Below are 19,167 nucleotides of genomic sequence, written 5' to 3' on the forward strand. Positions count from 1 at the left end.
TCCTCCGAGAGCGGCTTCGGCGTGCCCGAACCCTTGGGCCTGCCCTTCGGCTTCGGTTTTAGTGCCTCATCGCCACCTTTACGCCATTTCCTCGACCATCCGCCGACCAGCTTCTCTGATGACAGGCCAAACTCGCGCGCAAGATTCATCGCTGTCTCACCAGAAAGGTGGCGTTGGACAACTTCCTTCTTGATTTCGAACGAATACTGCTGCTTAGTCGGTTTTTCCACAAGACATAGTCTGCCATGCAGCTTAAACCGACGACAGAGCATACGGGCGGCGTATGTGGAGACACCAAGAGCAGTAGCAGCGGCACGATAGCCCACGCCTTGCTCAAATAGTTCAACCAACTGCTCCCGCTGATGCTCACTCACCAAACTTCGAGCTCTCAATGAAAACTACTCCCCACTAATCGGAAACTGATTTCTCAGTCCAACTAATGGGGAGCAGTTCAACGCGCTGGGGGTTGGCTGAGCCTAGTGCTTAGGAGGCGTTTTCTACGCGCTCCTTCAGGGCGTGGAATTGGTCCCACACCTCGGACGGCACGCGGGAGCCCAGGAAGTTGAGGTAGCTGGCGTTATCCTGCATATCGCCTTCCCAGTCCTTCGGGTTGACGGCAAGAGCGGCGCGAACGTCCTCGATATCGAAGTCGATGCCCTGGAGGTCGATATCCTCGGCGCGAGCGGTGTGGCCCACGACGGTTTCCTCGGCCTCAACGTTGCCCTCAATGCGGTCAATGATCCACTTGAGCACGCGGGAGTTCTCGCCGAAGCCCGGCCACAGGAAGCGGCCGTCGTCGCCACGGCGGAACCAGTTAACTAGGAAGATAGACGGCATGCGGTCGCCACCCTTTTCACCCATATCGATCCAGTGCTGCAAGTAGTCACCAGCGTTGTAGCCAATGAACGGCAGCATAGCCATCGGGTCGTGGCGCAGGGTGCCAACGCTGCCCTCTGCTGCAGCGGTCTGGCCGGAAGCCAACAGGGCACCAATCATGGTGCCGTGGTTCCAGTCAAAGGCCTGGGTTACCAGTGGAACGGTGGTCTTGCGGCGGCCACCGAAGAGGATGGCGTCGATCTTCACGCCCTGCCAGTCGTCGTACTCCGGAGCGGCGCTCGGGCACTGGGAAATCGGGACGCAGTAACGAGAATTCGGGTGCGCTGCCTTTGTAGAAGATTCCGGAGTCCAGTCTTCGCCGGTCCAGTCGATGAGGTGCTCTGGTGCCTCCTTGGACATTGCCTCCCACCAGACATCGCCGTCGTCGGTAAGCGCAACGTTGGTGAAGATGGTGTTGCCTGGCTCCATGGTCTGCATGGCAATCGGGTTGGAACCGTAGTTGGTGCCAGGGGCCACACCGAAGAAACCGTTTTCCGGGTTAACTGCGTAAAGTCCGTCCTCGCGCAGGTGCAGCCAGGCAATATCGTCACCGACGACCTCAGCCTTCCAGCCCGGAATGGTCGGGGTAATCATGGCCAAGTTGGTCTTGCCGCACGCCGAGGGGAAGGCGGCTGCAACGTGGTACTTCTTACCTTCTGGATTGGTGAGCTTCAGGATGAGCATGTGCTCAGCCATCCAGCCTTCTTCCTTGGCCATGACAGAAGCGATGCGCAGCGCGTAGCACTTCTTCGCCAGGATGGCGTTGCCGCCGTATCCGGAACCGTAGGACCAGATTTCCTTGGTTTCAGGGAACTGGGTGATGTACTTGGTGTCATTGCACGGCCACGCAACATCTTCCTGGCCTGGCTCTAGCGGGGCACCCACGGAGTGCAGGGCGTGGACGAAATCGCCGTCGACACCAATCTTGTCCAAGGCTTCCGCACCCATGCGGGTCATGATGCGCATGGAGAGCACCACATAGGCGGAGTCAGTCAGCTGCACGCCCAGCTTTGGTTCCGGATCGCTAATCGGACCCATGCAGAAGGGAACCACGTACATGGTGCGGCCCTTCATGGAGCCACGGAATGCCTCCGTCATTTCTTCCTTCATCGCAGCTGGCGGTGCCCAGTTATTGGTGGGGCCAGCGCCGTCTTCATTCTCAGTACAGATGAAGGTGCGGGATTCCACACGGGCAACGTCGGAAGGATTGGAGCGAGCCAGGTAGGAATTAGGGCGCTTTTCCTCATTCAGCTTGATAAGCGTGCCCTTTTCCACCAGCTCTGCGGCCAAACGGTCAGCCTCGTCCTGGGAGCCGTCTACAAAGACCACCTGGTCCGGCTGGAAAAGCTCAACGTTCTCGCTGATCCAGCCGATAAGCTTTTCGTTTTTAGTCGGCAGCTCTCCGACGAGCCCTGGGATAGTGGCGGTCATTAGTAATTCTCCTGAGGGTGGGTGTGAAAATTGGGGAAATAAATCCCCAACTGTGCCTTCCACCTCAAGATTAACGTGCTTGTCCGAATAATTTGCGCAGATTTTGCCACACCGGTTATATCCACCGCGTTTACCAGAACTTCACCAAGCGCAACCACAGATACTGTGTTAAAAATCGCCTTTTCTCATCCCCCTGTCTGGGGGTCTATTACCCTCCCCAGCGGCAATCAAAACGATCATCTTCCACCCCCAACCGGGACCACTGGTTATACCCGGATTGCCCTCGCCACACGTGACCCACGGCGCGGCGTATTGCTTGACAGGGCTAAGCAGGGAAAAATAGGCCGCAATGAATAACACAGATAACTCTCAAAACACCCGCGCTGGAGAAATGCCTCCAGGTCGCCCACCACAGACCGACTTCAATGCCGTATTCAACAACGAGCTCGACTACCCACGCCTAGGCAACGTCACCTTCCGCCGCGGCACGCTGACCGAAAATCAGCATGAGCTTTTTGAAAAGCGCTGGCCAGAACTAGGCCGCACACTGGAAGACGAGGTCATTGACCTCGACGCCTGGTTTGGCCGCAGCGGCGCCAAGACCATCGTGGAAATCGGATCCGGCACGGGTACCTCTACCGCCGCCATGGCGCCGAAAGAAGCCGATACCAATATCATCGCCGTCGAACTCTACAAGCCGGGCTTGGCCAAGCTACTGGGCCAGGTCGAGCGCGAGGGCATCGACAATATCCGCATGATTCGCGGCGATGGCATCGAGGTCATGGTGCGCATGTTTGCCCCGGAGTCTCTTGATGGCATCCGCGTCTTCTTCCCGGATCCCTGGCCAAAGGCCCGCCACCACAAGCGCCGAATCATCCAGTCGGGCACACTCAATCTTTTTGCTTCCCGCCTGAAGAAGGGCGGCGTGTTGCACGTTGCTACCGACCATGCCGGATACGCCGAGTGGATCGATGAGCTTGTGGACGTAGAGCCGAGCCTGGATTACAAGGGCTGGCCGTGGCCAGAGTGCCCGCAGTTGGTGGACCGTCAGGTCATCACCAAGTTTGAGGGCAAGGGCCTAGATAAAGAACACGTCATCACGGAGTATCTCTGGGAGAAGAAATAAATGAGCACCTACCTACTTGTCTGGGATGCGCCCAATATGGACATGGGCTTAGGCTCCCTGCTCGGTGGCCGCCCCACCGCTGCACACCGCCCGCGCTTCGACGCCATCGGCCGCTGGCTGGTACACCTTGCCCAGGACGTTGATGCGGAGCCGCGCGCCGATGTCTTTACTAATGTCACCCCGGGCGGCGCCGATGTCATCCGCCCATGGGTTGAAGCCATCCGCAACGTAGGCTTCGGCGTTTTTGCCAAGCCCAAGATCCACGAAGATGATGACGTGGATCCGGATATGCTTGACCACATCGAAAGCCTCCGTGATGATCTAGCCGGCGTGATTGTTGCCTCCGCCGATGGCCAGAATTTCCAGGAACCTTTGGAAGAGCTCATCGCGGCAGGCCTTCCGGTGACGGTCCTCGGTTTCCATGAGCATGCCGCGTGGGCCGTAGGCCACGCAGATATCAATTTTGTGGACCTGGAAGATATCGAGGGTGTATTCCGCGAGCCGCTACCGCGCGTGAACCTGGATAACCTGCCCGAGGGTGGTGCATGGCTGCAGCCATTCCGTCCCCTGGCTGCGCTGCTTAATAACCGCTAGGAGGCTGCCCCAATGTTTGAAAAATGGGGACGTTTTTCCTATGCGCACCGCCGGCTCATCCCCGCCGTCATCGTCGCCGCAATCCTTGCGCTCTTCATCGGCTTTGGCTTGCAGCTCGATGACCGCATGAGCCAGGAGGGCTGGGAGGATCCCAATGCGGCGTCGACAAGCGCGGCCCAGATCGAGCAGGAAGCATTCGGCCGCGATAACTCCGGCGATGTCATCTTGCTCTTCCATTCCCCCGATGAGAACTTCGATGCTGCCAAGCAGCACCTGGCGCAGTTGAAATCGGAGTATCCGGACCAGATTGACTCCGTGACCAGCTACTTCGACACGAAGAACCCGAACCTGGTCAATGCTGATCATTCGCTGGCCTTCGCCTCCATCGGCCTGAAAGGCGATGACGAGCAGACGCTGAAGGATTTCCGCGCCATCGAGGGCGCTCTCACGGATACCACCGCACCGGTGGAGATTGCGGGTGCCACGGCGGTTGCTGATGCCTTGGATGAGGGAATGTCCCACGATATTTCCCGCGCCGAAAAGGCCGCCCTTCCACTGGTAGGTATTCTCCTGCTGGTGGTCTTTGGCTCCGTCGTCGCGGCCTGCATGCCGCTGGTGGTCGGCGGCCTCTCCATCTTGGGCTCTTTGGGCATCTTGTCCATCCTGGCCGGCTTCTCGCAGGTCAATGTCTTTGCCCAGGCCGTCGTCACGCTGCTGGGGCTTGGCCTAGCCATCGATTATGGACTCTTTATGGTCTCGCGCTTCCGCGAAGAGCTGGACAAGGGCCGCTCCACGGAGGAGGCGGTGGCCACCACCACCGCAACCGCCGGCCAAACCGTGGTTTTCTCCGCGGCCATGGTCGCCGTTGCGCTTTCCGGCCTCTTCCTCTTCCCCCAGGCCTTCCTGAAATCCGTGGCCTATGGATCCATTTCTGCAGTCGGCTTGGCCGCGCTCCTTTCGGTCACCGTGCTGCCGTCCATTTTTGGCATGCTCGGCCCCAAGATCGATACCTGGTCCGTGCGCCGCACCTCGCGGACGGCACGCACTATTCAGGACACCTGGTGGTATAAGCTCCCGCGCTGGGCCATGCGCCATGCCCGCGGGCTGACCATCGCGGTATGCGGCCTGCTCATTGCCCTGACCCTGCCCATTATGAGCATCACCTTTGGCGGCATCAACGAGTCTTACCTGCCGCCTGACCAGGACACCCGCGTGGCACAGGATAAATTCAACGAAGAGTTCCCGGCCTTCCGCACGGAGCCGGTCAAGCTCGTGGTAGAAAATGCCTCGAACCAGCAGCTTGTCGACGTCGTCATGCAGGTCCGCGGCCTCGACGGCCTCACCGAGCCCATGGCGCCGACGACTGCCACCAAGGACGGCACTACCGTCCTTTCCGCCGGCATTGAAGACCGCGATGATTACGCGAAGATTGTGCACGAACTGGAAAAGGTCAAGGCCCCTGAGGGTGTGAACCTCTACGTGGGCGGTACTCCCGCCATGGAGGTGGAGTCCCTCGATGCACTCTTCCACACGCTGCCGTGGATGGCGCTCTACGTGGTGCTGGCTACATTCCTGCTCATGGCCCTAGTCTTCGGCTCCTTTGTACTGCCGCTCAAGGCCATTGTGATGACGTTGCTGACCTTGGGCGCAACGCTGGGCATCCTGACGTTAATGTTCGTTGCCGGCCTGGGCTCGGACATCCTCAACTTCACGCCCGGCCCGCTCATGAGCCCGATTTTGGTGCTCATCATCGCCATTGTCTACGGCCTGTCCACCGATTACGAGGTCTTTTTGGTCTCCCGCATGGTGGAGGCCCGCCGACGCGGTGCTTCCACCGACGAGTCTATTGCGGCCGGCACCGCGCATACCGGCGGCATTATTACCGCAGCGGCGCTCATCATGATCGTGGTCTCCGGCGCTTTCGGCTTCTCCGATATCGTGATGATGAAATACATTGCCTACGGCATGATTTTTGCCCTGCTTATCGACGCCACCATTGTCCGCATGCTCCTCGTTCCGGCCGTCATGCACTTGCTGCGCGAGGATAACTGGTGGGCCCCTAGCTGGCTGCGCCACGCCACCACCACTTTGACTGGCGGTGCGACGCACCGCGGCAAGACTGTTCCCTTCACTGAACTCAAACAACGCCTCGAAGGGGGTAAGTAAGTGAAGAATTGGCTGCGCCTCATCGCCTCGCTCATCGTCCTGCTGGTCTTGGTTTATGTCTTCCGCGATGAGCTGGACTTCCTGCGCGAAGGCTTCTCGCGGCTGTCTCATTCCAACCCGGCCGCGATAGCACTGGTGATCCTCGCATCCATCATGGCGGTACTCGCCATGGGCGAGGTCATGCGCTTGCTCATTCGAGCCGGCGGCATCAAGGTGCCGGCCGCAGAAACCGCAGCACTGACGTTGGCCGCTAATGCCTGGTCCACCACTCTTCCGGCTGGCCCGGCCTTTTCCGCCATCCTCACCTTCTACGTGCAGCGCACATGGGGCGCGTCCGTCATGCTGTGCGGCTGGTTCTTCGTGCTGTCCTCTGCCATTTCCACGATGTGGCTCGTGCTCATCGGCTTGGGCGGCGTGCTCTTTCTGAACGCGGATATGGCGCTCTGGTCCCTCATCGGCACCTTGGTGCTCATGCTGGCGCTTTCTGGCGGCCTCTTCTGGCTGACCAATCATCCGGATACCATCATGCGCTGGCTCAACCGCCAAAAGCTCATTAAGGGCTCCAAGCGCGAAGCCCTCTTGGACCAGGTCAAGAATCTGGAGGAAGTTCACCTTACCCGCCGCCAATTCGGTTGGGTGTCCTTCTACTCTTTGGCCAACCGCCTGATCGACATGGTCTCGCTATGGGGCTGCGTGTGGGCCGTTACCGGCCACCTGCCCGCCCTGCACGCTGGCGAGGACACCACGACGATGGCCGGCGTGGCGCTGGCCTATCTCACCGCTAAGCTGGCCGGCTCTGCTCAGGTCACGCCGGCCGGCCTCGGCACGGTGGAAGCCGCCATCATCGCCACTCTGGTGGCCACGGGCATGACCGCGGTGGACGCTACCGGCGCGGCCATCATCTACCGCCTTATCTCCTTTGCCTTGATCACCATCATTGGCTGGCTAATCTACTTCTGGCACTATGCCCGCAAGGGCATTACCTACGCCGCCTTGAACCGAAAGGAAAACGCATGAGAATCGCTCCCATTATCGATATCATCGCCCTGATGCTCTTCGCCGTGGCTGCCCGCCTCGCCCACGGCGGATTGAGCTTTTCCACCTGGGTAGATGCCTTTTGGCCCTGGGCCGTAGGCGCGCTTATCGGCTGGGCCATCATCCTGGCTACCAAAGCGCAAGGCAAGTGGAAGGAAGGCGGCATCGTCTGGCTAGGCGCCGTCGTGGGCGGCATGGCGCTGTGGATGCTCGTCAACGGCCGCCTGCCGCACTGGAGCTTCCTTATCGTAGCGACGGTGATGTCCGCACTATTTTTCTTTGGCTGGCGGCTTTTCGCCCGCAAATAAAAATAAGGAGGGTTTAACCCTCCTTATTTTTTGCTCCACTTACTTGGAGATTACCGGTACGCCTGCCTGATTGAGAATATCGACGATGAAACCGATAAGTTCGCTGACGATGTCCACAGCGCTAGACAAAATCATAGATAACTCCTTCACTAGGATTAGCTCTTTATATGCTATCCAAGCACAAGGCATTACATCGGGGCAATAGTGTGCTTCTTCGGCAGATCGCTTTCCTGCTTGGTGGCCAGTTGGCGCAGTGCCTGACGGAGCGCCAAGCGGGACTGATTCGGCTGAATCATAGCGTCTAGATAGCCGCGCTCGGCCGCAACATAAGGAGCGGTCATGGTCTCATCATAGAAGTCCATGAACATCTTCTTGGTCATTTCGCGCTGTTCCGGGGTCTCGGCGGCCTCGAGCTGCTTACCGGCGATCATCACCACGGCAGCGGCCGCGCCCATCACGGCGATCTGCGCGGTCGGCCACGCCAGGTTGATATCACCGGTCAGGTTCTTCGAGCCCATCACCGCATAGGCACCGCCGTAGGCTTTGCGCACGATGAGCGAGACCTTCGGCACGGTGGCTTCCACCACGGCGAAGGCAAACTTGGCGCCGCGGTGGATAAGTCCCACCTTTTCCTGTTCCACGCCCGGCAGGTAGCCCGGGGTATCCACTACGAAGACCAGCGGAATATTGTAGGCATCGCAGATGCGGATGAAGCGCGCGCCCTTATCGGCGGCGTCGGCATCAATGCAGCCCGCAAGGTGCATGGGGTTATTGGCCACAAAGCCAACGGTCTTGCCATCGATACGGCCAAAGGCGGTGATCATATTGGGCGCGAAGTTCTCTTGAATCTCGATGAGATCCTCGTCATCGCCCAGCTGGGTCAACAAGTCCATCATGTCGTAGCCAGCATTGGTGTCATCCGGCATGAAGGCGTTGAGCTCTTCGTCTTCGGCCACTTCGGCGTCGGCAGGCGCAGCAAACTCCGGCGCCTCATCAAAACAGGTCAGCGGCAGGTGATCGAGGAGATCGCGGACCATATCAAAGGCGTCGTCCTCGGAAGGGACGACCGCCGAGACATTACCGTTGAGCTCCTGCTGGCGAGCACCGCCCAGCTCGGCGGAGGTGATGTCCTCACCGGTAACCTCACGGATGACGTTCGGGCCGGTGACATACATTTCCGCTTCCTCGTCCACGGCAATGACAAAGTCCGTGGTCACAGGAGCATAGACGGCGCCACCGGCGGACTTGCCCATCATGATGGAAATCTGCGGGCTGCGGCCGGACAGCGGGAGCTGGCGGCGGGCAATCTCGGAATACATGGCCAGCGAGGTGACTGCATCCTGAATGCGGGCGCCGCCGGAATCCTGAATACCGATGACCGGGCAACCAATCTTGATGGCCATGTCCATGACCTCGGTGACCTTCTTACCAAAGGTCACGCCGACTGAGCCGCCGTAGACGGTTTTATCGTGGGCGTAGATACACACTGGGCGGCCGGAAATGCGGCCATAACCGGTGACCACGCCATCGGAATAAATGGCGTCAGGGTCACCTGGGGTCTTGCCCAAGGAGCCGGTTTCGACGAAGGAACCCTCATCTAGCAATTCATTGATGCGTTGACGAGGCGTGGTGCGCCCAGCCTCGTCGCGGCGCTTGCGGGAGCGCTCACTGCCTGGGTCCTGCGCCTTGTCCAGACGCTCCCGCAGGTCAGCGAGTTTCTCAGCGGTTGTCTGCTTGGCCGCCACGTATCTTCTCCTCGATCCATTCGTCCATATGCTTGCCCACGATGCCGATGGCCGGCTCGTCGGGCACTGCAAGGTGATCACCTTGCAGCTGCACAATTTCTAGATCCTTAACGATAACTCCCCAACCGCCGTCGGGGTCAATCTCAGCGTAGCGCGGCTCCAGCTCAATCGCACCGTCGTGCATGCGTTCGGAACGGAAAAGCAGAACCGGCACGGTGACATCGGCCCAGCGATGGAAGTCGATCTTGGCCAGAATCTGGTTATCCACGAAGGAAGCACGCTGGTGCTCCAGTACGCCGGCGGCAAGACCGTGCTCGGAGGCGTCGGTAGTAGCGAGGAACTCCGCCAACATGGTCATGAGCGCATCTTCGCCCATGGTCTCAAGCATCTCGTACGGCGGCTCGAAATCCAGGCCGTAGGTCTTCTTAGCAAATGCCGCGTAGCGCTCCCACCGGGCACGGGTTTCTTCCGGGGTATCCGGCGCTGGGTTCGACGGCTGGGTGGTATCCAGTAGCGCGATGAACGCCACGTCCGCCGAATCCTGACCGCGTTGGGTGCGCTGATGCAGCTGATAGGCCACCTCGTAGGCCAGCGCGCCACCGAAGGACCATCCGCCGAGCACGACCTTGCGGCCGCGAGCGTAGTGCAGGATGTCCTCGATATAAGCCTCGGCGCGCTCCTCCAGCGAGCCCTCAATGCGCTCTACGCCGTAGACTGCGACGTCCTCAGGCAGGCGGCGCGTCAGTGGCTGGTAGACCACAGTGGTGCCGCCAGCTGGGTGGAACATGAATACGGCAGGACCATCAGACTCGCGCAGGACGCGGATATTGCCTTCTACCTCGGTCTCCAATCCTTCCCGGACGAGGTCGGCCAAAGTCTCTAGCGCCTCAGCCTCGTGGACCTGCTGGGCGGTGACCTCGATGCCGGCACGCTCGGTGAGGCGCTCGGCGATCTGGGTCGCTACCTCATCGCTTACCTCAGGCAGCGCCGAGGTAACGCCCGCAGCTGCCTTACCGGTAAAGGTGGCCCAGGTGCCAAAGACCATGCGCTCCGAGGCATCGCGCGGGGCAACGCCGACGCCCTGGCCGGGTTCGTCTTCTTCTGGTGCAGGGGTGTCCGCAGAAGCAATGTCGCTGGTATCCACACTGCCGCCGGCTACGGCCTCTTCCACCATGGCAATGACGTCGGCCAAAGAGGCGTCGCGAAGCGCCTGCACCTGCAGCGGCGGAATCTGGAAGTCATTTTCCACGCGGTTCTTAATGCGCATGCCCATCAGGGAATCCAGGCCCAAGTCAATGAGCGGCAGCTCGCGCGGTAGGTCAGAGACGTCGTAGCCCATGGATTCCGACACGATGAGCGCGAGACGGTCTTCCACGGTTTCCTCCGCGGGATCCCAGCGCACGGCATCAACTTCTGCGGTTGCTGCAGGCTCGCTTTCAGGCACATCGGCCACGCCCGGGATGGGCGCCACGCCCAAGTCCAAGGCGGAGGCAAAGCCTTCCGCCAAAAGCTCGGTCTGCGCACCCCGGACAGCGTAGACGGCCACGGACATGCCACCGATGGACTGGCTTACCACCGTGGTGACCTCACCGCGCGGTGGCAGATCGGCATGCTCCTCGGTAGCGATGATGCGCGCCCCAGGCTTGACAGCCTCGGCCGCGGCCTCCACGATGGCCAGCGCGGAAGGTGCCTGGTCCGCATTGGTAGAGAAGGCCACCTTTCCCTCTGGCAGGTTGACGCGTGCGCCCGGCAGGCCGGATACGCCGGCCGACGGACGCGCGTTGGTCCAGAAGCGCTGACGGTTGAACTGGGTATAGGGCGCCTCTACGCGCGCACCAGAGCCAAAGACCGCGCCAAAATCTACCGGCATGCCGGCAACATAAAGCTTGCTGAGCAGATCCAGCAAGGACTCGGTGGGCTCCACCTTGCGCTTCAACGCATACAGCAGCTGGGCATCGGCCTTGCCCACGGCGAAGGCGGTGGACATGAGGCCCATCAGCGCTACCGGGTTCGGCGAGATTTCTACCAGCTGGGTGTGGCCGGCGTTGAAGGCCGCCTCGGTGGCATCCTGCAGGTAGACCGAGTGGCGGGTCATGCGCAGCCAGTAATCCTCATCGTGCACGGTGGTACCAGGACGATAAACCTCGCCCTTATCTACGGAGGAAAACAGCGGGGTGTGCAGCGGCTTGGCTTCCATGCCGGCGATGGCTGCATGCAGCTCGCCCAGGATGGGGTCCACGGCCGAGGTATGCCCGGCGGCCTTCACATTGAGCGCACGGGCGAACTTGCCCTCGCCGTCGAGCTTTTCCACCAGGTCCAGCACCTCTTGGCGGGGGCCGCCCACGGTGGTCATACCGGGTCCGGTATACACGGCGGGTTCGATATTGCCGTCGAGCGCGGCAATATCCTCGGCCGAGAGCTCTACGACGGCCATGGCTCCTTGCTCGGCATCGCTTAGCGACGCCTCACCCTCACCCATCAGCCGCGCGCGGTGGCAGGCAATAACCATGGCGTCCTCTGCGGAGATGCCACCTGCGGCATAGGCCGCAGCAATCTCGCCCATGGACATGCCCATCACGCCGGCTGGGCGCACGCCAAAGGAAGCAAGCAAGTCCGTCAATGCAATCTGGATAGCGGTGATGGCTACCTGGGCGGTCTCGGTGTCATAGGTTTGGGCGTCGTCGTTGACGATATCCAGGATGGACCAGCCGGACTCAAAGTCCACGATGGCATCGAGCTCTTCCAAGCGGGCCTTGAACTGCGGCGAGAGCGCAATCATGTCCTTGGCCATCTTGCGGTGCTGGGATCCGAAACCGGAGTAAACAAATACTGGGCCCGGGACCTGCGGGGAATCCGCAGCGGCGATGCCAACGGAAACCTTGCCCTCAGCTACCTGGCGCAGACGCTTGACCGCTTCCTCGGTGGAGCTAGCCGTCACGACGGCGCGGGAACGGGAGTGGTTGCGGCGGGCGACAGTTCGGGCGACGTCGACAAGCGCGGGCTTTTCCGCCTCAATGAAGTCTGCCAACAGGGCCGCAGCGCGCGCCCGGCGCGAAGGCAATAGGCCAGAGACCGGCAACGCCACCGTTTCGGTGGAAAGCTGGGGCTCGCGCTCGGCCGGGGTGCCGCGGTAATCGGTGAGCACAACGTGTGCATTGGTGCCGCCGAAACCAAAGCCGGATACGCCAGCGACCTTGTGGCCGGAGTACTCGGGCCACTCGCGTGGATCCTCGACTACCTCGAGGTGCTCGGCCTCGAAATCGATATAGCGGTTCGGCGCCGAGTAATTGATATTGGCCGGAATCACGTCATTGTGCATGGCCTGGATGACCTTAATGAGGCCTACCACGCCCGCGGCGGATTCGGAGTGACCGATATTGGTCTTGGCCGAGCCGAGCAAAATAGGAGTATCGACCCCACGCCCCGCGCCGAGCACGCGGCCTAGGGCGGAGGCCTCGATCGGATCGCCCAGAATGGTGCCGGTGCCGTGGGCCTCGATATAGTCCACGTCCTGTGGATTTACGCCCGCATCAGCATAGGCGCGGCGCAGCACATCCTCCTGTGCCTCCGGGTTCGGGGCGGTCAGGCCATTGGAGTGGCCATCGGAGTTGACGGCCGAGCCCTTGATGACGGCGAGGATATCGTCGCCGTCCGCTTCCGCGTCCTCCAAGCGCTTGAGCACGAGGACGCCGGCGGCGTCGGCACGCACGATGCCATCGGCGTCATCCGAAAAGGCGTGAATGGCGCTCGTTGGAGAGGTAACGCCCAACTCCGAGAACGCCGTGGACGCATGCGGGGCGGCCAGAATATTCACGCCGCCGGCCAGCGCCACGTCCGCGCTTCCCGTGCGCAGATCCTTCATCGCCTGGTTCACCGCCACGAGGGAGGAGGAGCAAGCCGTATCCACGTTGATGGAAGGGCCGCGGAAATCCAAGGCATAGGAAATACGGTTGGCCACCACAGCAGAAGAAATGCCAGTTAGCGCATACGGGTGCATCTCGGCGGAATCCGCGCCGATGAGCATGCCGTAGTCATTATTGGTCGATCCCATATACACGCCGGTCTGCGTGCCACGCAGCTCATTGGCGGGAATACCGGCGTTTTCTAGCGCTTCCCACACCAGCTCCAATAGGATGCGCTGCTGGGGATCCATATTGGCGGCCTCAAGTGGGGACAGGCCAAAAAATTCCGCGTCAAAGGAGGCGATATCTTCAAGGTAACCGCCATCGGTATTCTGCTGAGCGACCTTCTCACTCATGACCGGATCGGCGGAGTACTCGGACCACCGGCCCACTGGCAACGGGCCGGTGCCTGCGCGGGATTCCGCCAACATAGACCAGAACTCTTGGGCGTTCTTGGCGCCCGGGAAGCGGCCGGAAAGACCAATGACCGCAACGTCGGATCCCTGCGCGATCCGCGGGGCGTGCTCTTCTGGTTGGGGCGCCGCAGGTGCGTTCAGCAGGCGGTCCGCCAGCAGCTCGATGGTGGGATACTCATATGCCACGGTGGCATCGAGGCGGGTGCCCAGAAGGTTTTCCAGCTCGCCGGATAGCACTACAGCATCCCGCGAGGAGAGGCCATAATTTTCCAAAGGCTTGGAATCTAGGATCTCTTCGGCGGAAACACCGGTGGCCTGGGCGACCCAGTCACGCAGCCATGCTCGCAGTTGCTCGATGGTCATAAAAAGGTCTTTCGTTACGGAAAAATACTAAATGGCGTAGGGGTATATCGCTATATTTTGTCACTTTGTTAGCGATATATCAGAATCCCACATAGTTCTTCTTGGCTACGCGGCGCGCAATCTTGCCGGAGGACGTGCGGTTGATTTCGCCAGGCGCCTTCCACACGATGTCATCCGGAGTGATGCCATGGTGGGCAGTGACCGCGGTGCGAATGGCCTCGGTGGCCTCGGCATCGCCGGACGGCTGCGCATCATCGGCTCGCTCCACCAGCAGGACGAGGGACTCAGAGTCATTGCCTTCCACGGAGAAGGCTGCGACGGAATCCGGGCGAACCTGCGTGGAAGCGGCTTGCACCGTGCCCTCAATATCCTGCGGATAATGGTTGCGTCCAGCAATGACGATGAGATCCTTCAGGCGGCCGGTGATATACAGTTCCCCATCCACGATGGCCGCCAAGTCTCCGGTGGCCATCCAGTAATCGTCTTCCGGCAGGCCATCCTGTTGACGCTCACCCAGGGTATTGCGGAAGGTCGCAGCGGTTTCCTCTGGGCGGTTGAGGTAGCCGGTGGCCATGTTGGGACCGTGGACCCAGATTTCTCCGATAACGCCGTCCTTTACCTCGGCGCGCGTTTCCGGATCCACAATGGCGAGGTGCTGGTGCGGAACGCACTGTCCATTGGAGGCGTAAGCGACGGTGTCATCGGATTTATCCTCGATGACGGCGCGACCTGCGGCTAGCTCCGCGCGGTTAAAGTGCGAGATGACCGGGCGCTTGTCAGTTTGCGGGGTAGACACAATAAGCGCCGCTTCTGCCAGACCATAGGACGGGCGCAGTACGGAACGGTCCACGCTGAAGGCTTCGAGGAAGGAGTCCACGGCCGATTCGGTCACCGGCTCGGAACCGATAATGATGCCGCCCACGTGCGAGAAATCTGCATCCTTGGCATGGCGAGCGGCGAGTTCCAAGGCAAAGTTCGGGATGGCGGCATAGGTGGCTTGCTTGCCCGCGGTGAGGCGCCGGACCCAGCGATCCGGGTGCTGGATGAAATCGCGCGGGGTCATCATCTCGAAGTCGAGGCCCAAAATGGTGACGAATACGGCAAGGATGATACCCATATCGTGGTGCATCGGCAGCCAAGAAACGATGCGGGCAGGCATCTGCAGCTGCAGTGCCTGGAAGATCTGCGCCACGTTGGTAATAATCGCGCGATTGGTGAGCTCCACGCCGGCCGGGGTGCGGGTGGAACCGGAAGTGTACTGCAGGAAGGCAGTGTCTTCTGCGGTTCCCTCCACAGGAGTCCAGGAGGAAGCCAAAGAATCAGGAAGGGCGTCGAGGGAAATGATGCGCGGGCGCTCGCGTTGAGCGGAAAAGTACGTGCGCACTGCCGCCGCCGATACGCGGTTAGTCACCACGATGGACGGTTCGCAGTCACCAAATACGGCCTTGAGGTGGTCCGAGTGCCCCGGTTCGTTGGGGTCATATAGCGGAATCGGCACCATGCCCGCGTATAGAGCGCCCAAGAAGCCGAAGACGTATTCTGGTGAATTACCAGCCAAGATAGCCACGCGGGTACCAGGCTCTGCCACCTGCTGCAGGCGCGCCGCCACCACCTTGATGCGGTTATTGACCTGTGCGCGGGTGAGCTCCCGGCAGGTTTCTTCCTCACCGTAGATCCACTGGCGCATCACCACGCGGTCTGGGTCGGTCTCCGCTTGGAAGAGCTTCTCTGCCAACTGGGCCAAGGTGAACTCGGGCGCTAAGAACTGCCCCATCTGCGCTTTTAGATCCATCGATTCTCCTTAGGTAAATGGTTTCGGTAATAAAACTATCGGAGTTGGGGGAATGGTTGTTACGCGGCGTCGATAAGCTGGCGGGCCCAGCCCACGACCCACTGGTTGGCAGTCGTGCCATCGATAACGCCACTATTAGAGGCGTACTGCGCATGCACGCCATTCGCGGCAATCAACCCCTGCGCGCGCTCTAGCGCATTAGTCACGTTTGGCGGGGCATCACACACCGAATCATTGGGCGCACAAATCTGGAAAGTGCGATCCGCGAGGCTACCGAACCCATTCTGGCGCGCACCACGCATGGAAGCCCCCGGCACGATGGGCTGAACCAATCCGGATACCGGCTGAAGGGCGATTTCAGCACCCACGCCGCCCACCTTGCGGCCTGGGTTTTGCCCGACGCCATTTTGACGGCGGCCGTCAGCGATAAGGGCCACGCCTGCGATGTTTTCCGCCGGAACCACGCCCTGGCCGCCACCAATCTCATCGGCAACGTCGCCAGCAATCACGGCCCCCTGAGAAAAGCCGCTCACAATGAACTTGGTAGCTGGGCAGCTTTGGTGAACGCTACGCAGCTCGTCATTCATCTTGGCGGTTCCCTCATTGCGGGAATCGTCGTAACTCATCTCATGTTGCGCATTAATGTTTTTAAATTGCGCGGTATAGGGAAGAGTCCAGACTTTCACGTCGTCCCCGTAGGCCTCCTGCAGCGGCTTCGTAATAGACAACATGAACGAGCGCGGGTTCGCAGAAGGATTAATGGGGTCGTCGTCAGCCGCGGACTCCCAGGTACCCGGGGCAGAAATGAACTCCACACGGGGGCACCACTCGGGCTGCTGCGGTTGCGGCGGCGCAGCCTGCTCCGTGGTGTGCGGAGCAGGGGAATCAGTGCCTTGGTTGAGGTAACGCGACGCGCCCACGCCGATGACAGCTAAAACGACGAGGGCCGCGACAACGGTAATAGTTTTTCGCATGGATTAGTTGTACCAGGTAAACCTAGCAAATCCCTGAACGTGCGGAATCCTTGATGAGCTGGGAAAGCTCCTCAAAACTCTGCGTGGCGCGCTGCTGCTCGATGAGCTGGCCAGCAACCGCAGAAATGGTGACCTCATTCTCGTCACAAGCCGCTTTGCCGGCTCCAAGGAGCTGATCCTCTACGCCATCGACGTCAACGCCGGCGTCCTTGAGCTTGTCCAAGTACTTGGCATCCTGTTCCGGCACCTCAGCGGACGGGATTTCAGAGATCTCGCGCGCACCGCGGTCTTCTTGCGACTTAGAGGTGGCCGTCTCCGAAGAAGAGGAAGGGGTCTCGGACTCCCGCTCGAGGGGCGCGACCTCGGTCTCTTGCGGCGGTTCGCTATCCACCGTGGCGGAATCGCAGCCCGCAAGACCCAGGCACAGCGCCGCGCCCACAACTACTAGCTTGCGCATAGCTACTTCTTCTCGGCCCGAACCTGGCCGAGGACCTCGCTGATCTTGCCGTGCTGGAATTCCTGGCTCAGGCCGCCAGCGGCAATCTCAGAATAGTCAGAAGTAGGCCAGCCGAACTCGCCTTGCTCCCAACCAGCCTGGCCCCAGCGGTCCATGATCTTGCTCTTCAGAATGTAGTGCGCGCCAGTCTTCGGGGACCAGTAGATGCTGCCCTTCTCAAAGGTCTGGAAGAAGCCGCCATTGACGGCGTTCTCACCGGACGTCGGGAAGCCGAGCGCAGATTCAGCGCCGCCCATGTCCTTGTACTTGGCGCCGATAGCACCGTGGACTACCTGGTTGGAGCCATCCGGATTACGGGTCAGGATGCCATCCTGGAATTCCTGCATGTAGCCCTCGCCGACCTTCTTGACTGGGCCGGTCGGGTACTTCAGGTCGCCCTTTTCGTAGCCGTTCTTGCCCCAGGCCTGGAACATATCGCCGGTAATCTCCCAAGCACCGGTCTCCGGGGACCAGTAGATGGAGCCGTGCTCGAAGTGCACGAAGCGACCCTTGCCGTCCGGGGTCTTAGACTCACCGGTCTTAGGGAAGCCCAGCCAGGAGGTGGGCCCGCCGATCTCGGCGTAGCGAGCACCAATGCGGCCGAAGAGGGCGTGCGCACCGGTATCCGGGGACCAGTAAGCGGTACCAGACTCGAAGTCCTGGGCCTTGCCCTTCTTGGCGACGTCGTACTCGTTATTCAAGCAAGAGCCAATGACGCCGCTCTTGGTCTCCTTGGCGATGGCGCCGATGGCCTCACAGTCCGCACCGCGATCAGCCTTGTCCATCTCGAGGGCATCTGCGATGTAGGGCCATGCCTGCTGCATCTCAAACTGCCAGTATTCCCAGCTGTGCACGCCGGATGGGCGGAACTTAATCACTGGGTTAATCTTGGCGCGCTTTGCGTAGTCCACATAGGTCTGGGTGGACATGCGGGAAATGACCTCCAAGCCTACGCCGGCGAGATTGGCCTGGCCCTTGGCTACGGAGTTGGCGTTGCCAAAATCGTCCTTGCCCGAACCTGCAGAGACATAGACCTTCATGTCCTTCAGGTTTTCAATGCCCAGCTTCGGATCGTGGTCGATCCAGTTTTGGGAACCTGGCTCACCCCACATCTTGCGGGAATCATAACCGCCGGCATCGCGCTGCGCAGCCATGATGGCTTCCGGCATGCCGCGCGTAGTGGTGTCCAGGTAACCGGAGAAGGAACCCACAAAGTTGAACAGGTGCGGGTTGCGCTCAGCCAAGTTCATCGCGGCGGTGCCGCCCATGGACAGGCCGGTGACCGCACGCTTGTGATTCGAGCGGTACTCATTGTCCAAAATGGGGATTAGTTCCTTGGTCAGGAAGGTCTCCCACATGTAGCGCTTACCGCGGTCTGCCTGCTCCCAGTCCGAGTAGAAGGAAGACTCGCCGCCAACCGGCATAATCAGGTTGACGTTACGGTCAGCGTACTGGTTCAAAATATTGGTCTCGATGGTCCAGCCGGACTCATCGTCACGTGCACGCAGGCCGTCGAGCGCCCATACCTCTGGGAACTTCTTTTCCGGGTGGGAGTACCAGTCACGAGCCAGCTGGATCTGCACCTTCTGCTCTTTGTCCGGCATAGCCGCGGACTTGATGTAGACCATCAGGTGGCGGTTGGTCAGGTACTCCACGCGGTTGATCTTCACGCCCTCCGGCAGGCCCTTAACATCCGGGTATTCGGTGTTCAGCGGGGTGCGAGCGGGCGGCTCCTTGGGCGCGAAATGATCGGACAGGCTGGAATCGCCGCCGATTGCGGAAGAGAGATCACCTACGGAAGATTGTGCGGTGGCGTTTGGCAGCAGAGCCAAACCCACGGCAATAGCGGTAGGTACTGCGGCCACTGCAAGGCCCTTGCGAGCTTTGCTCGGGGAAGTGCTTTTGCGCATAGGTAAACATCCTTGAAGATTTGCCGCGGTACC

At 60.5% G+C, this 19,167-nt stretch carries 13 protein-coding genes; 5 read left to right on the top strand and 8 right to left on the bottom strand.

The annotated features are described in order from the left end of the window. Both QP965_RS09125 and QP965_RS09130 read right to left on the bottom strand, forming a co-directional pair. Positions 1 to 230: helix-turn-helix domain-containing protein (locus QP965_RS09125; RefSeq protein WP_502869259.1), on the bottom strand; the 230-nt coding region annotated here is incomplete at its 3' end. A 253-nt stretch (positions 231 to 483) separates the two neighbouring features. Next, the gene (locus QP965_RS09130; RefSeq protein ID WP_284769122.1) at positions 484 to 2,307 is read right to left on the bottom strand and encodes a phosphoenolpyruvate carboxykinase (GTP); all 1,824 of its coding nucleotides are present in this window, start codon (positions 2,305 to 2,307) and stop codon (positions 484 to 486) included. 349 nt (positions 2,308 to 2,656) lie between these two features. Here QP965_RS09130 and trmB point away from each other — a divergent pair, with 349 nt between their 5' ends. The 5 genes from trmB to QP965_RS09155 are packed head-to-tail and all read left to right on the top strand — an operon-like array spanning position 2,657 to position 7,536. Next, the gene (gene trmB, locus QP965_RS09135; protein ID WP_284844722.1) at positions 2,657 to 3,433 is read left to right on the top strand and encodes a tRNA (guanosine(46)-N7)-methyltransferase TrmB; all 777 of its coding nucleotides are present in this window, start codon (positions 2,657 to 2,659) and stop codon (positions 3,431 to 3,433) included. Continuing rightward, a complete protein-coding gene (locus tag QP965_RS09140; protein WP_284769120.1) occupies positions 3,434 to 4,027 on the top strand; it encodes an NYN domain-containing protein in 594 nt (197 codons plus the stop codon). A 12-nt stretch (positions 4,028 to 4,039) separates the two neighbouring features. After that, entirely contained in the window at positions 4,040 to 6,193 is a 2,154-nt protein-coding gene (locus QP965_RS09145) for an MMPL family transporter (RefSeq protein ID WP_284844723.1), read from the top strand. Further along, positions 6,194 to 7,210 (top strand): lysylphosphatidylglycerol synthase transmembrane domain-containing protein, encoded by a 1,017-nt coding sequence (locus QP965_RS09150; RefSeq protein WP_284844724.1) that lies wholly within the window; start codon positions 6,194 to 6,196, stop codon positions 7,208 to 7,210. Then, on the top strand, positions 7,207 to 7,536 hold the full coding sequence (locus tag QP965_RS09155; RefSeq protein WP_284844725.1) for a DUF3054 domain-containing protein: 330 nt from the start codon (positions 7,207 to 7,209) through the stop codon (positions 7,534 to 7,536). Before QP965_RS09150 ends, QP965_RS09155 begins: the two co-directional genes overlap by 4 nt. A 188-nt stretch (positions 7,537 to 7,724) precedes the next feature. On the opposite strand, the gene QP965_RS09160 is transcribed toward QP965_RS09155, so the two are convergent. The 6 genes from QP965_RS09160 to QP965_RS09185 form a co-directional block, all read right to left on the bottom strand. Further along, on the bottom strand, positions 7,725 to 9,281 hold the full coding sequence (locus QP965_RS09160) for an acyl-CoA carboxylase subunit beta (protein ID WP_049377556.1): 1,557 nt from the start codon (positions 9,279 to 9,281) through the stop codon (positions 7,725 to 7,727). Continuing rightward, positions 9,256 to 13,962 carry a type I polyketide synthase gene (locus tag QP965_RS09165; RefSeq protein ID WP_284844726.1) on the bottom strand — a complete coding sequence of 1,569 codons (4,707 nt, stop codon included), beginning with the start codon at positions 13,960 to 13,962 and terminating at the stop codon, positions 9,256 to 9,258. Before QP965_RS09165 ends, QP965_RS09160 begins: the two co-directional genes overlap by 26 nt. 79 nt (positions 13,963 to 14,041) lie before the next feature. After that, the gene (locus QP965_RS09170; protein WP_284844727.1) at positions 14,042 to 15,754 is read right to left on the bottom strand and encodes an AMP-binding protein; all 1,713 of its coding nucleotides are present in this window, start codon (positions 15,752 to 15,754) and stop codon (positions 14,042 to 14,044) included. Positions 15,755 to 15,813: 59 nt separating this feature from the next. After that, on the bottom strand, positions 15,814 to 16,728 hold the full coding sequence (locus tag QP965_RS09175) for a cutinase family protein (RefSeq protein ID WP_284766623.1): 915 nt from the start codon (positions 16,726 to 16,728) through the stop codon (positions 15,814 to 15,816). Between the two features lie 22 nt (positions 16,729 to 16,750). Continuing rightward, entirely contained in the window at positions 16,751 to 17,185 is a 435-nt protein-coding gene (locus tag QP965_RS09180; protein WP_284844728.1) for a hypothetical protein, read from the bottom strand. A 2-nt stretch (positions 17,186 to 17,187) separates the two neighbouring features. Beyond that, the gene (locus QP965_RS09185; RefSeq protein ID WP_284844729.1) at positions 17,188 to 19,134 is read right to left on the bottom strand and encodes an alpha/beta hydrolase-fold protein; all 1,947 of its coding nucleotides are present in this window, start codon (positions 19,132 to 19,134) and stop codon (positions 17,188 to 17,190) included. Between the last annotated feature and the right edge of the window lie 33 nt (positions 19,135 to 19,167).

This window comes from Corynebacterium sp. MSK074, from assembly GCF_030229735.1.
GTDB lineage: Bacteria > Actinomycetota > Actinomycetes > Mycobacteriales > Mycobacteriaceae > Corynebacterium.

What these genes read in the sequence shown, in the direction of transcription:
- QP965_RS09175 (WP_284766623.1), bottom strand. Translation starts at nt 16,728, where the DNA reads ATGCGAAAAACTATTACCGTTGTCGCGGCCCTCGTCGTTTTAGCTGTC.
- QP965_RS09145 (WP_284844723.1), top strand. Translation starts at nt 4,040, where the DNA reads ATGTTTGAAAAATGGGGACGTTTTTCCTATGCGCACCGCCGGCTCATC.
- trmB (WP_284844722.1), top strand. Translation starts at nt 2,657, where the DNA reads ATGAATAACACAGATAACTCTCAAAACACCCGCGCTGGAGAAATGCCT.
- QP965_RS09170 (WP_284844727.1), bottom strand. Translation starts at nt 15,754, where the DNA reads ATGGATCTAAAAGCGCAGATGGGGCAGTTCTTAGCGCCCGAGTTCACC.
- QP965_RS09165 (WP_284844726.1), bottom strand. Translation starts at nt 13,962, where the DNA reads ATGACCATCGAGCAACTGCGAGCATGGCTGCGTGACTGGGTCGCCCAG.
- QP965_RS09155 (WP_284844725.1), top strand. Translation starts at nt 7,207, where the DNA reads ATGAGAATCGCTCCCATTATCGATATCATCGCCCTGATGCTCTTCGCC.
- QP965_RS09185 (WP_284844729.1), bottom strand. Translation starts at nt 19,134, where the DNA reads ATGCGCAAAAGCACTTCCCCGAGCAAAGCTCGCAAGGGCCTTGCAGTG.
- QP965_RS09180 (WP_284844728.1), bottom strand. Translation starts at nt 17,185, where the DNA reads ATGCGCAAGCTAGTAGTTGTGGGCGCGGCGCTGTGCCTGGGTCTTGCG.
- QP965_RS09130 (WP_284769122.1), bottom strand. Translation starts at nt 2,307, where the DNA reads ATGACCGCCACTATCCCAGGGCTCGTCGGAGAGCTGCCGACTAAAAAC.
- QP965_RS09140 (WP_284769120.1), top strand. Translation starts at nt 3,434, where the DNA reads ATGAGCACCTACCTACTTGTCTGGGATGCGCCCAATATGGACATGGGC.